Origin of the sequence: Microcystis aeruginosa LEGE 91341 (assembly GCF_015206885.1) — a bacterium.
Lineage (GTDB): Bacteria > Cyanobacteriota > Cyanobacteriia > Cyanobacteriales > Microcystaceae > Microcystis > Microcystis aeruginosa_H.
On sequence record NZ_JADEXY010000036.1, the window covers coordinates 1 to 14,046 of the forward strand.

Sequence of the window (14,046 nt, forward strand, 5' to 3'; positions counted from 1 at the left end):
GACCTGATAGCACCGTCAATATTTTCCCCAATACTCGCTGCTGTTCTTCGAGATTACTACTTCCTTTTTTATCTAATATCTCCCAATAGATTGCCATGGCTCTCTTGTCGTAAATTAGACTCACCATCAAGATATTTATTGCTCCCAAACTCGTCCAGTCTATGGCAATATATACTAATCCTTTTATTGTGAATCTCTCCTTCTGTTTTAACATCTCTTTTAGGCAGGGAAACCAGATTTTTTCAATGTTCAGGATTTCCAGCTTTAAAAATCTTTTTAGTTTTTTTCTCCGACTCTCAAACAGTATCGGTATTGGCAGTGCTTCTGCTAATATCTCTAACTTGGCTTGCTTTAGTATTTGCAAGGTTCCAACTATCACTAACAACAGTAGATATCTGGCTCGCCCCAGTTCATTCTCTAAGACTTTCTGGTATAGTTCACTTATCATTTTCGTTATCTAGGCTATATTTACTATATATGACTTATCTTTTTTTTGAATCTGTATCTGTATTCCATGCTACATAAGCTTTTCAGCTTGCTTGTCCCCCTGTCAGGGAATTGCGAGTAGTGGAATTGCCGTAGCAAAGACTATTCCTGATACTCCGGTTATTGCAGATATTGAAAGGGTGCGTCTGGCTATTCCTCATCTGGAGTTACTTAGTCAAGAGATGCTGGATGATATTCCTAATCCTGATGATGATAATTTAATGTGGGCGTTTGTTGGGGTAGCATGGTTTTATGAGGGGCAAGGACAGTATAACTCGGCAGAAACATATAGGAAAAATTGTCTCGAAGCGGTACAATCTCGCTTAGGAGACAATCATCCCCATGTGGCAACTTCCCTCAACAATTTAGCAGAATTGTACAAATACCAAGGCAGATACACAGAAGCGGAACCTCTCTATCTAGAAGCATTAGATTTGAGAAAACGACTCTTAGGAGACAATGATCCCCTTGTGGCAACTTCCCTCAACAATTTAGCAGAATTGTACAAATACCAAGGCAGATACACAGAAGCGGAACCTCTCTATCTAGAAGCATTAGATTTGAGAAAACGACTCTTAGGAGACAATGATCCCCTTGTGGCAACTTCCCTCAACAATTTAGCAGGATTGTACAAATCCCAATGCAGGTACACAGAAGCAGAACCTCTCTATCTAGAAGCATTAGATTTGAGAAAACGACTCTTAGGAGACAATGATCCCCTTGTGGCAACTTCCCTCAACAATTTAGCAGGATTGTACAAATCCCAATGCAGGTACACAGAAGCAGAACCTCTCTATCTAGAAGCATTAGATTTGAGAAAACGACTCTTAGGAGACAATGATCCCCTTGTGGCAACTTCCCTCAACAATTTAGCAGGATTGTACAAATCCCAAGGCAGGTACACAGAAGCGGAACCTCTCTATCTAGAAGCTTTAGATTTGTTAAAACGACTCTTAGGAGACAATCATCCCCTTGTGGGAACTTCCCTCAACAATTTAGCAGCATTGTACCGTTCCCAATGCAGGTACACAGAAGCAGAACCTCTCTATCTAGAAGCATTAGATTTGTGTAAACGACTCTTAGGAGACAATCATCCCCTTGTGGGAACTTCCCTCAACAATTTAGCAGCATTGTACCGTTCCCAAGGCAGGTACACAGAAGCGGAACCTCTCTATCTAGAAGCTTTAGATTTGTGTAAACGACTCTTAGGAGAGAATCATCCGAATACAAAAACCTGTCGTAATAATTTACAAAGGCTGCGACAACAGAAAAAACCCACTTCTTTAACTTGGTGGCAGTGGATTATAGTTATTCCTATAGTTATTCTATGGATGCCGTTTTATTTGCTATGGATGCTCACTCGGTGGCTAGTGCGTCGCTTTATTAGGTAAAGAGTCTTAACTCTAATTTATGTGATTATGGGATGGACTATGATTGATCATTGATGAAGACTTGCTGAATACAACACAATCATAGTATTCATTCAATCATTCAAATCACAGTTTAGACTTATTATGGGATTACCGTAGGTGCTTCTCATCCATGCCCCTTAGATTACCAGATTTCGTCCCCCTCTGAACGGTGACATTTTATCAGCGTTTTCTACCTGTTTGTCCCCGGTGATGCCATTGACTGAGGAGACGATAACTAACAAAATAAGTGATAATGCTCGCCAACAGACCTGTAATCAAACTGCCAAAAAATAGTGTTAAGAGAAATTCCCCGCTCAAACTTGCCCAATTTTCCGCCCAACTTTGGTTAGAGGCAAAAATATGACTATCGATCGCTTGATTTCCTTGACCTAAAAACAATTCTCCCAATTTATAATTAAACAAAAACAGGGGAATATAGGTAAAAGGATTACTCACCCAAGTGGCTGCCGCTGCTGCGATTTTATTGCCCCGCACACAGAAAGCTAAAAAAATCGCAATAATGATCTGTAATCCCATCCAAGGAAAGGCCCCAGAAAACACCCCCACCGCTAACCCGCGAGCGATTTCGATCGGATGTCCCTGCAATCGCACTAAGCGAATCCACCAGTAGCGACAGGAGCGCGTCAGACGATTAATTAGGCTATTGTCTTTATTTTTCGCTTTTAATGACCGTGAGCGCATATTTTCGGGCATAAATGCTGACAAAATTGATACCAACTTCAATTTTAGCAAGGAGTGATTAAGAGATGTTAAACACAGGGGATACGATCGCCGCCATCGCTACGGCGATCGTTCCGGAACAGGGTAGCATCGGTATTGTCCGTTTATCTGGTAGTCAGGCAGTGGAGATCGCTCGTCGGCTTTTCCATACCCGCAATCGTCAAAAATGGCAAAGTCATCGTCTTCTCTACGGTTATATCCGGCACCCCCAAAGTCAGGCAATTATCGATGAAGCTTTGCTGTTGCTCATGTTAGCGCCCCGCTCTTTCACCCGCGAGGATGTGGTGGAATTTCACTGTCATGGCGGCATTATGCCCGTACAACAGGTGTTACAGTTATGTCTAGAAAATGGGGCGCGTTTGGCCCAAGCGGGGGAATTTAGCCTGCGTGCCTTTCTTAACGGCAGAATTGACCTAACTCAAGCCGAAAGCGTCGTCGATCTCGTTGGGGCGCGTTCTCCTCAAGCGGCACAATTTGCCCTTGCTGGTTTACAGGGGAAACTCGCGCAACCGATCAGGCATTTGCGTGCCACCTGTCTCGATATTTTGGCTGAAATTGAGGCCCGTATTGACTTTGAAGAGGATTTACCGCCCTTGGATCACGCGGCGGTTCTCCATAGCATAGAACAGGTTTTTTGTCAAGTAAATTTAATTTTAGCTACTGCCGAGCGCGGGGAATTGCTGCGTAGTGGTCTAAAAGTGGCGATCGTGGGACGGCCGAATGTGGGTAAATCCAGTTTGTTAAATGCTTGGAGTCGGAGTGATCGAGCGATTGTCACCGATTTACCCGGTACTACCCGCGATATCGTCGAATCTCAGCTAGTTGTGGCGGGAATTCCTGTACAAGTCCTCGATACGGCAGGAATTCGCTCGGCCAGCGATCGAGTTGAACAAATTGGGGTGGAACGTTCCCGTCAAACGGCCCGGTCTGCTGATTTAGTTCTCTTAACCGTCTCCGCAGAGTCCGGATGGACCGAGGAAGATGAGGAAATTTATCGCTCTGTCAGCGATCGCCGATTAATTTTAGTGATTAATAAAATTGATTTGGTTAATCCAGAAACGGTAATTTACCCAGCAGAAATTGAGCGAGTTGTCAAGCTATCCGCCGTCCAAAATCAGGGTATTGAAGACTTAGAAAAAACTATTATTAATGCTGTCCAAAATCAAGAAATACAGGCGGCTAATTTGGATTTAGCCATTAATCAAAGACAAGCGGCCGCTTTAACTAGGGCGAAAATTGCTTTGGAACAGGTCAAAAAAACAATTGACCAAAATTTACCTTTTGATTTTTGGTCGATCGATCTGCGTACTGCCATTCAAGCTTTAGGAGAAATTACCGGCGAAGAAGTAACTGAATCGGTACTTGATCGCATTTTTAGCCGTTTTTGTATTGGCAAGTAAGCAATTAGAAAATCCGGTCAACCAGAAACAAGTTTTTATTTTTTTGTGTTGGTTTAACTGTAGTTTTGTTAAGGATTAGAGAACTCAGATATTACTGGAAAAAAATACTTTCCAAGCGGCCGTAATAATGGCACTCCCCAAAAGGATAATCAATGTCCAGACCTGATTTTTTTGGGTTCCTTCCACTGATTTTAGCCGATTGTCGATGCCTTCGATTTTCTCGTCTAAAACTTTAATATCTCCTTTTATATCTGCTTGTCCTATCTCAAGTTTTGTTAAGCGATTATCTAATCGATCAAACCGTTCATCAATCTTATCGAATTTCTGGCTAACTTCCTTGATACTGTCTTTAATTTCTTTGAGGACGACATCAAGGGAATAAGTAACAGTTTCGTTAGACATTTGGTAAACTCCTATACTGCATCTGGCTTGGATATAATTTTATCTTAGTCTAGGCTTTAAGAAAATTTTCTTTCAGGAGCGGTTAACTTTAGTCTTGTTGAGGATTAGAGAACTCAGATATTACTGGAAAAAAATACTTTCCAAGCGGCCGTAATAATGGCACTCCCCAAAAGGATGATTAATGTCCAGACCTGATTTTTTTGGGTTCCCTCTACCGATCTGAGCCGATTGTCGATGCCTTCGATTTTCTCGTCTAACACTTTAATATCCCCTTTAAGATCAGTTACTCCTATTTCTAGTTTGGTTAACCGATCTTCTACCTTGTCAAATCTTTCGTTAACCCGCTTCTCAAGCGAGTCAATCTTCCCCTCAATCCTTGTTAGGACAGCTTCTAGGGAATAAGTAACAGTTTCATTAGACATTTGGTAAACTCCTATACTGCATCTGACTTGGATATAATTTTATCTTAGTCTAGGCTTTAAGAAAATTTTCTTTCAGGAGCGGTTAACTGTAGTCTTGTTGAGGATTAGAGAACTCAGATATTACTGGAAAAAAATACTTTCCAAGCAGCCGTAATAATGGCACTCCCCAAAAGGATGATTAATGTCCAGACCTGATTTTTTTGGGTTCCCTCTACCGATCTGAGCCGATTGTCGATGCCTTCGATTTTCTCGTCTAACACTTTAATATCCCCTTTGAGATCGGTTAATCCTATTTCTACTTTTGTCAACCGCTCATCAATCTTATCGATTTTCCCCTCAATCCTTGTGAGGACAGCTTCTAGGGAATAAGTAACAGTTTCGTTAGACATTTGGTAAACTCCTATACTGCATCTAGTTGGATATAATTTTATCTTAAGTCTAGGCTTTTTGGCATTCCTTAACCCATAGTTAACTTCACTTCTGTCCAACCACTGAGATAGTGTTAGGTGAAAACTTCGCCACTTTCTTGTCACTTGATCGAATCTAAAACCTAATTGGTTAAGCTAAAAGCTTTTAGGTACTTAGTTTCTAGACTTTATAACCCTAACTGCCAATTTTTTCGGGAACTTCCTAACATCCCATTCATCTTAAAACCCAGATTCCACAGGGAAAAAGGGGGAAATCCAGAGGAGTTTCAGGCTTCTTTCCTAGCCCTCTCGGTTTTCTTTTGGTATAAATTGGGTTATGTGTGCAAAGGAGTGAACGAGTGGTGTTTAGCATCGAACCGAAAATCATCGATCTGCCCAAAAACCGTCATGATTATCAATTGTCGGAAGTAATTCGCTATCGTGCTTGGGTAGAGATCGATCGCTCGGCCTTACAACAAAACGTGCGAAAAGTCAAGGCATTATTAGCCCCAAAAACGGAATTAATGGCGGTAATTAAAGCCGATGCTTACGGACACGGGGCAGTTAAGGTGGCTAACAGCGTTTTAGAAGCTGGAGCGCAGTCTTTAGCCATCGCGACTATCGGGGAAGGTATCGAACTACGCGAAGCGGGAATCGTTGCCCCAATTATGATTTTAGGGGCAGTCAATACCCCAGAAGAAGTGGCAGCCTTAGCCCATTGGCAATTGCAACCCACCCTGGTACAAATCGAACAGGTGCAGATTTTTGCCAGCGTTATGAGACGCTTAGAGCAGCGGCTGCCGGTCCATATCAAACTAGATACGGGGATGTCTCGCTTAGGCACACCATGGCACAACGGCACCAAATTCGTCGAACAGGTTTTAGAGGCTCCTAACCTGAAAATTGCCAGTATATACTCGCATTTTGCCACGGCTGATGATCCGAATCCCGAAATCATGCAGTTACAACGGCAAAGATTCCAACAAGCGATCGCCGAGTTAAGATCAAAAGGTTATCATCCCCCCTGTCTGCATTTAGCCAACTCTGCCGCTACCCTAAGCGATCGATCTCTGCACTACGATCGAGTTAGAGTGGGATTAGCTCTCTACGGTCTTTATCCCGCCGATCATCTCACCGATAAAGTTCCTTTGCAACCCGTGCTGCAAGTAAAAGCACGCATTGCCCAAGTCAAAACCATTGCCGCTGGCTCCGGGGTGAGTTATGGTCATCAGTACATAGCGGCAAAAGACACCCGTATTGCTGTGGTCGGTATCGGTTACGCTGATGGAATTCCCCGCAATCTCTCCAATCGTTTAAAAGTATCCCTGAGAGGACGTTTAGTACCCCAAATCGGCGCGATAACCATGGATCAGTTAATGATTGACGTGAGCGAGATTCCAGAGGTAAAAACAGGGGAAATCGTCACACTTATCGGTAAAGACGGTCCACAGTGCATCACCGCCGATGATTGGGCGCGGGATTTAGGTACGATATGCTGGGAGATTCTCTGCGGTTTTAAGCATCGTTTGCCGCGAATTATTATTAGCAATGGCTAATTATGGCGGTGATCTTAAAAAATGTCAATTGGCGGCAATTCTTATTGTTAACTGATTGGCGATATCTGTAATTAATTTTGCTTAGGTGCTTGCCTTGGTCAAGTGCGATCGCTAATTGTCAGGCTAGATCAGGAGGTGAATTCTCCGGTGCTTTAGGTTAGAATAAACAGGGTTAATCGACGGCAAATGATTAGTTTTACCCTAGAGGCAGCGATGACTATAAGCAAAGATATACCCTTACCCCCCGGCAGTTTCGGATTACCCCTATTAGGAGAAACAATCGCTTTTTTGACCGATGGGGATTTTGCCAGTAAACGTCATAACAAATATGGTCAACTTTTCCGTACTCATATTTTTGGCAGTCCCACGATTATTTTATCCGGTACCGAAGCTAACCGGTTTCTCCTTAGCAACGAGAATAAATACTTTGCAGCAACTTGGCCTAAAAGTACCAAAACTCTCCTAGGTAGCGCATCTTTAGCGGTGCATACGGGAGATGTCCACGCTTCCCGTCGTCGTTTAATCTATCAAGCTTTTCAACCCCGGTCTCTAGCAAGTTATATCCCTACGGTAGAAACAATTACCGCTCACTATTTAGAGCGTTGGCAAACTGCAAAAACCCTGTCATGGTATCCTGAATTAAGAAACTATACTCTCGATATCGCCTGTAAATTATTTATCGGTCTTGACCAGGGTTCTGCCACCAAATTAGGAGAAGCTTTTGATACTTTTTCTGCGGGACTATTTACCCTTCCCCTTCCCCTTCCCTGGACAGCTTTCGGCAAAGCATTACGCTGTCGAGAAGCATTACTGCAAGCGATCGAAACTATTATTTTAGAAAGACAAAAAAATGATGACTTAGGCCAGGATGCTCTGGCTATCCTTGTACAAGCTAAAGACGAAAACGGTGAAAGTTTATCCTTAGCGGAATTAAAGGATCAAGTGCTATTATTACTCTTTGCCGGTCATGAAACTTTAACCTCCGCTATCGCCACTTTCTGCCTACAAATGGCACTGCATCCCGATATTTTTCAGCTTGTATTGGAGGAAATAACTAATTTTGATCTATCTACTCCTTTAAGCGTTGATACCCTCAAACAGATGACCTATTTAGATCGCGTTTTAAAGGAAGTTTTACGTTTTACTCCCCCCGTGGGAGGAGGATTCCGTCGGGTAATAGAAGACTGTCAATTTAACGGTTATCATTTGCCGAAAGGATGGTTAGTGCAGTATCAAATCAGCAATACCCATAAAGATAATAATATTTATTCCCATCCTGAAACCTTCGATCCCGATCGCTTTTTAGCCGAGGAAAAACCCTACGGATATATCCCCTTTGGTGGGGGATTGCGCGAATGTATCGGCAAGGAATTCGCTCGTTTAGAGATGAAAATTTTAGCCGTCCGTTTAGTAGAAAAATACGATTGGCAATTACTCCCTAATCAAGATCTCACCCTCACCACTATCCCCACTCCCCATCCTCGTGACGGTTTACAAGTCACCTTTAAACCCCGTTAACCAGTTAGGATAAAAAAACTTTAAAAACAGTTTAGCGTTTTTCTCGTAGCCGTGAAATTTATTTCACGGCCTTTATTGTCGGAAATGCTCAGATTTTGAGCCGTCGGTGGAACTGACAGAGGTTAATCGGCAGCGGGTAAAACTTTCGATAATTCTCCATTTTGCTGATGATTTGGTGTATCAAATTCGAGAACTAGGTAACGAATTAAACGCGCTAGGGATTTTTGTAGTAAACCTTCAGCAATTTTTTGTCCCATCTGTTGGGTTTCCGGTTTAGCGATTAGTTTCGTCATCACTGGTACCATAGCCATGGCATCAAATCCTTTCGTTTCCTGTAAAATACTAAAGATGTTGCGAAGATGCTCAAAACTCTTAGCATCACCTAACAATTCTGGGGGAGTTTCTTGCACCGCTAAACCCACCTGTTGCCGGAAATTAACCGTGAGATTAAACCAAGTGCGACGGCCGAAATTATCGAGGGTATTTACTAACTCATTCACTAATTTTTCGCGGATAAATATACCCCTGTCCGACAGAAGAAAATCTAACGCTTGATCGGTGACTTTCTCGAAGTTAAAATCATTAGAATCTTTAGCATTACGCAAGAGATTTTCTAAACGATTCCAGCGAAAAGTACCGTCTTTAAATAATAAATCCCGCAGGGAATCTCGCAACTCCGTGGAAGGATCGGTGAGCAGACGTTTAGCAATATAAGGATAGGCTTTACTCAGTACCTTAAAATTAGGATCGATGCCAATTGCTATTCCCTCTAAAGTCACCATCGAGCGAATAATCAGGGCATAATAGGCAGGAACTCGAAAGGGAAACTCATACATCATTGCCGACATTTTATCGGTGATACTTTTAAAGTTTAATTCTGCCACACTCGCTCCTAAAGCATTACCAAAAACTTCCGAAAAAGCGGGAACAATTGGCTCTAAATTAGTAGTTGGTGATAGGAAGTCTAACTTAACATAATCCTTGGCCAAAGACTCAAAATCCCGGTTGACTAAATGCACCACCGCTTCGATTAAACCGTAGCGTTGATAGGGTTCAATATTGCTCATCATGCCGAAATCAAGATAAGCTAATTTACCGTCAGGAGTCGCTAATAAATTACCCGGATGGGGATCCGCATGGAAAAATCCGTGTTCAAGTAATTGACGTAAAGAACACTGCACCCCCACATTAACTAAGTGGGTGGCATCAATACCCTGGGCCTGAATTTCTTTGATATTAGTTAATTTTGTGCCGTCCACCCACTCCATGGTTAAAACCCGTCGGCCGGTATATTTCCAGTAGATTTTGGGAATGTAAATTTCGGCAATATGACCGTAAAGTTGAGCGAATTTTTCGGCGTTTTGTCCCTCGTGCAGATAATTAATTTCTTCAAAAATACGACTGGCTAATTCGTCGGTAATTGCCACTAAATCGGAGCGAAGTCTTTTAACATTAATTTTCGCCCAACTCGCCAAACTACGCATGATATACACATCTAAAGTTATACAGCGAATCAAATCGGGACGCTGTACTTTAACGGCGACTCTCTCTCCAGTTTTTAATTTACCTTTATAAACTTGTCCTAGGGAAGCGGCCGCTATGGGATTGGGGGATAATTCTGCATAAATTTCTTCAGGAGAATAACCTAATTCTTCTTCGATAAAACGATAGGCAATTTCGTTAGGAAAAGAGGGAATTTGATCCTGGAGAGTGGTTAATTCTTCTAAATATAAAGGCGGTACTAAATCAGGCCGGGTAGAGAGAGCTTGACCGATTTTAATATAGGTGGGTCCCAATTTGGTCAACATTTCCCGCAATTGTACAGCCCGTCTAATTTCATTTTTTGGCGATTTTCCCCGCAGTTTATCCCACCAGATACCGATGACAAAAGATAAAACCGGTAGGGCAATTTCGATTAACCTCCCCACAACGTCTAGAGGTCGCCCACGGTAATAGTCGTTAATAACTTGGGGATTGTAGCGCCAACTCTCGGCTACGTTGTCATCCATGGGGCCGATATCTTCCCGATGCTCTTCGGGAATATGCACGGGCTGCACTTCAACAGTAATCGCTTCTTCGGGTTGCGTCTCTGGGGAGATCATCTGTTCGGACATAGTTCGGTGACAAGGCAGGGTGATTTGTAAACTATTGTAACAAGTATCGGCTTTCTGCCCGATCTTGTTTCTGTCTCCCTAGTTCTAGCTTCAGGTTGGCCGTCAACTTTCCCCGGATGGTTATCGGTGTTTTTGACGATTTCGAGGCTGATACTGCCCTGATTATCCCGAATGTGATTGTCAAAAAATAGGGCAGTAATTTGGCTGATTTCTAGGACTTTGTTAAATAAACAAGGGTCGGCTGACCGATAACTAAATTCACCGCTAATCATCCCAGGTTAAATTGGCTAAGTTAATCATTTTTATTGCCCCTCAAAGTATTCTACGATAGCTCTCGCTATCGATTCTGCACCATCTTTAGGCAGTTTAACCTTTAATCTTGGCGGTTGGGGAGCTTGACGTAAAAAGTCCCAATTACCTTGAAAAAATTCTTCACTGCTAATAATTTGATGATAACTATAATCTTGGATTCCGGCCAATAAAATCGCTGATTCGGCGAAACCTTCTCGCGTCAGAGAAACAATCGGAACCTCTAATTTTAAAGCTTCGGCAAAGGTACTATATCCCGGTTTGGAAATAATTCGATCGCACAGGGGCATAAAATCCACAGGACGATAGCTCCGATCTGGTTTATCCTGTAAGCGGACTAAATTGGGCAATTCGGGCGCATTTTTTTCAAAAGTGATAAATTGCCAATCGGGAAAACTGGCGAGATTATTATAGGGAATTGCTTCTAATCCTAACCCCCCAAAACTCAATAAAATAGTTTTTTCTTTAGGGGCATTTAGCTTAAACTCCTGTCGCAATTGTTCTTCACTGTAGCGGGGTGTACCCCCGGTTAAACCTGCTTCGGTAACGTGAGGAAATGCTGTCATTGCTTCTGCTAAAGGCAGTTTAAATAAGCGATCGCATTGATTATAACAACGACTAATCCAATCACTAATACTGGCAAATTCTTCACCCCAATCACGATAGATAAAATCCCAGCCAAAGTTACCAATCATCCAACAAGGAAGCCCCGCATTTTTGGCAATTAGTGCCGCTAAAGGCGGTAAATCGGCTACAACTAAACCCACACGATTAGTTTTAATAAAATTAACTTCACTGGCAATAATTGCCCTTGATTGAGCAATTATTTGTTCTAATTTTTCTTTAGTAGCTAATTTATCCATCGTTAAACTATCCGATTGGATTACCCCCACATCAAACCCCCGATGTCTTTGAATATATTCTCCGGATATATAGGAATCTAATAACCAGCGCGGAGCAGTGGTGACTAATATCGGCAAAATTTCGGGATTAAGTTCAATAATATTAGCTACCACCGAAGCAGTGCGGACGGCATGGCCAAAACCATGATTAGTAACAGCAAAATAAACAACAGGACGAGACATAAATAGCAAGTAAGGTGAGAATAATAAGCGATAAATTTTGTTTTTCAGACCGTAGATAATAATTACCCTTAATTTTACGGAGGCAAATGGGGCAGTATATAAATACTAGCAAAAGCATAATATTCCGCTCCTGGTTGACAAGCTTCTTGCAGTAAAGATAAAGCCTCCGAGTCTCCTTGTTTTGCGTAACGTAATAATGCTAACAACCTTTTAATATATTGACTACGATGGTTGATTAATTCTTTTCGTCCACGCATACCATTGAGATCGAACAAATCTTCAACAATTTGACCACGCCGATCCCGACCATAAACACTGGCCAATTTTGCCATTCCATCCCAAACAAATTCAAGATGTGTATTTGGATCGGTTACTCCATCCGTGGGGTCTATTAACAGAGGATTTCCCGTGATATCATCGAGAGGAAAATTTGTGCCTTTGTGATTAACATCATTACATTTATCACAAGAAAGCAGTAAATTCTCCCAAGTAAAAGTCAGATCAGGATACTGGCTTTTTGGATAAAAATGTTTGATCGCTCCGTAAGTTACCACTGTAATCTTACTTTCACAGTAAGCGCATTTCCCATTAAACATTTTAACTAATGCTTCTTTAACTTGCGGATGACTGTATTTATTTTGTGCTTTGTTAATTTGAGATTTAGTTGCCTTGTTGTCTGATTTTATTGATTCTAAAGCCTCTAGCCAACGAGCGGCATTTTTAGCTAATACGGGTGGCTTTGATATTCTCGTGACAGCAATCAAGATAAACGCTCCTCTAGTAAGGCATCAATTCTGGATTCTAAACTATTAGGTTGACTAATTTCGCTAAAGGGTTTAACGTCTTGAACAAATAATGACAGTTGTTCATATTCTTCCTTTTCTTCTGCTGCCAGATTTTTATTTTTACGATTTAGTTGGTGGTAACGCTTAATTTTATTTTCTGTCTCAGTGGGAAAGGTTGATTTCAAACCAAAAGCAGCACTTGTTAAAGTACGATCAACATTAGCCGCTAATTCTAAATAAGGAATTTCTACAATCTGTGATTCACCCTCTACCAGATCGATTCGTAGGGTTAAAGACTTTTCCCCCGCACCGGCAGCGATTAAAGGACTATGAGTAGCGACAAAGAATTGAAGGTTGGGAAAAACTTCCTGTAACCATCCAGCAATTTCCCTTTGCCAAGAAGGATGTAAATGAATATCTAACTCATCGATTAAGACGACTCCAGAAGCCTCTGTGGGGTTATCTAGATTGGGGAAGGATTGTAATAATCGCCAAATTAAATCCCCAGCTAAAGCAATCATACTCCGAAAACCATCGGATAAACTAATGGTTGGAACTTTTTGACCGTTAACTAGAAACTGAATCAAGCCATCGGCAGTTACTTCAGCAATTTCTACATTACCGGGTAACAGTTTAGTAATTGCTTCTTCGCCGATTTTTTTCATTTGTTTGGCTTGAATATCTTGGGGATTTTTGGCTATTCGATAATCTAAATGCACCATCCATCTCTCAAAAGAACTTAAAGATGTATCCTCATTAAATTGGCTGAAAAAGTTGCTAGAGCGTTGCTGGGGTTCAAGACTAGGAATAATCACTTGACTCACTCGTGTCAAACGACGGAAAGCTCCATAACCGACGGCAAACCAACCATGACTATCGGAGGCAAAAGCATTGGCTCGCAACCAACTTAAAATTTTAGTATTTTCTTCGATTAATGCTGGTTCTGTATAGGTTTGTTTGTCCTTACTGCCTCCTAACTCTAACCTTTCCTTGCCTGTAACAAAATAGGAATAAGCAAAAGTTTTTCGAGTTTTATCTGTACCAAATTTTCCCGCATCCCCATCTTCTTGATGAAGCACTGCGGTTAATTTACCCGGTGTCTTGGGATTACAGATCCAACCAGTCGGACGTGGTAATAATTCTTTGGCTGCTTCTGGTCCGGCGAGCAGCAAAGCTAAAGCCTGTAAAATCGTGCTTTTTCCTACTCCATTTTCTCCTAATAAAGTGATCCAATGATAAGGTTTAGCACGCCAATGACGTTGATTATTGGGATTACGAATAAATTTAATCTCTTGATTCTGGAAGCATTTAATGTTTTCGAGTGTTATACTTTCAACCCACATCGACATTCCCCCAGAGAATAACAGCGATCGATAAAATTCTAGCTTATTTGGCCACATCTAGCCCTT

Annotated in this window: 11 protein-coding genes and 2 pseudogenes; 4 read left to right on the top strand and 9 right to left on the bottom strand. The window is 41.8% G+C overall.

The features are described 5' to 3' along the window. A pseudogene (locus IQ234_RS07520) lies at positions 1-448 on the bottom strand (transposase); the annotation flags it as partial. A 280-nt stretch (positions 449-728) separates the two neighbouring features. Here IQ234_RS07520 and IQ234_RS07525 point away from each other — a divergent pair. Continuing rightward, positions 729-1,877 (top strand): annotated as a pseudogene (locus IQ234_RS07525) (tetratricopeptide repeat protein); the annotation flags it as partial. A gap of 201 nt (positions 1,878-2,078) precedes the next feature. On the opposite strand, the gene IQ234_RS07530 reads toward IQ234_RS07525, so the two are convergent. Continuing rightward, positions 2,079-2,612, bottom strand: a complete 534-nt coding sequence (locus tag IQ234_RS07530; RefSeq protein WP_193956642.1) for a DUF2062 domain-containing protein — start codon at positions 2,610-2,612, stop codon at positions 2,079-2,081. Positions 2,613-2,665: 53 nt separating this feature from the next. Here IQ234_RS07530 and mnmE point away from each other — a divergent pair, with 53 nt between their 5' ends. Beyond that, complete coding sequence (mnmE, locus tag IQ234_RS07535; RefSeq protein WP_193956643.1) at positions 2,666-4,039, top strand: tRNA uridine-5-carboxymethylaminomethyl(34) synthesis GTPase MnmE; 1,374 nt, start codon at positions 2,666-2,668, stop codon at positions 4,037-4,039. An 84-nt stretch (positions 4,040-4,123) separates the two neighbouring features. Here the strand turns inward: mnmE and IQ234_RS07540 are convergent, their stop codons facing one another. The 3 genes from IQ234_RS07540 to IQ234_RS07550 all read right to left on the bottom strand — a co-directional run bounded on the left by IQ234_RS07540 (position 4,124) and on the right by IQ234_RS07550 (position 5,252). Beyond that, complete coding sequence (locus IQ234_RS07540; protein ID WP_079209767.1) at positions 4,124-4,441, bottom strand: DUF4164 family protein; 318 nt, start codon at positions 4,439-4,441, stop codon at positions 4,124-4,126. Between the two features lie 113 nt (positions 4,442-4,554). Then, entirely contained in the window at positions 4,555-4,863 is a 309-nt protein-coding gene (locus IQ234_RS07545; protein WP_052276913.1) for a DUF4164 family protein, read from the bottom strand. Between the two features lie 113 nt (positions 4,864-4,976). Beyond that, positions 4,977-5,252 carry a polyhydroxyalkanoate biosynthesis repressor PhaR gene (locus IQ234_RS07550; protein ID WP_193956644.1) on the bottom strand — a complete coding sequence of 92 codons (276 nt, stop codon included), beginning with the start codon at positions 5,250-5,252 and terminating at the stop codon, positions 4,977-4,979. Positions 5,253-5,629: 377 nt separating this feature from the next. Here IQ234_RS07550 and alr point away from each other — a divergent pair, with 377 nt between their 5' ends. Together alr and IQ234_RS07560 are read left to right on the top strand one after the other, a co-directional pair. Next, positions 5,630-6,826: an alanine racemase gene (gene alr / locus IQ234_RS07555; protein WP_193956661.1), complete on the top strand. Its 1,197-nt coding sequence runs from the start codon at positions 5,630-5,632 to the stop codon at positions 6,824-6,826. Between the two features lie 213 nt (positions 6,827-7,039). Next, positions 7,040-8,344 carry a cytochrome P450 gene (locus IQ234_RS07560; RefSeq protein ID WP_193956645.1) on the top strand — a complete coding sequence of 435 codons (1,305 nt, stop codon included), beginning with the start codon at positions 7,040-7,042 and terminating at the stop codon, positions 8,342-8,344. Between the two features lie 122 nt (positions 8,345-8,466). Here the strand turns inward: IQ234_RS07560 and IQ234_RS07565 are convergent, their stop codons facing one another. The 4 genes from IQ234_RS07565 to IQ234_RS07580 form a co-directional block, all read right to left on the bottom strand. Continuing rightward, positions 8,467-10,458: an ABC1 kinase family protein gene (locus tag IQ234_RS07565; protein ID WP_193956646.1), complete on the bottom strand. Its 1,992-nt coding sequence runs from the start codon at positions 10,456-10,458 to the stop codon at positions 8,467-8,469. Positions 10,459-10,760: 302 nt separating this feature from the next. After that, entirely contained in the window at positions 10,761-11,852 is a 1,092-nt protein-coding gene (locus IQ234_RS07570; protein WP_193956647.1) for a glycosyl transferase, read from the bottom strand. A 74-nt stretch (positions 11,853-11,926) separates the two neighbouring features. After that, on the bottom strand, positions 11,927-12,616 hold the full coding sequence (locus tag IQ234_RS07575) for an HNH endonuclease (protein WP_193956648.1): 690 nt from the start codon (positions 12,614-12,616) through the stop codon (positions 11,927-11,929). Next, a complete protein-coding gene (locus IQ234_RS07580) occupies positions 12,613-13,980 on the bottom strand; it encodes an AAA family ATPase (protein ID WP_193956649.1) in 1,368 nt (455 codons plus the stop codon). The genes IQ234_RS07575 and IQ234_RS07580 overlap by 4 nt, the downstream gene beginning before the upstream one ends. Positions 13,981-14,046 lie beyond the last annotated feature (66 nt).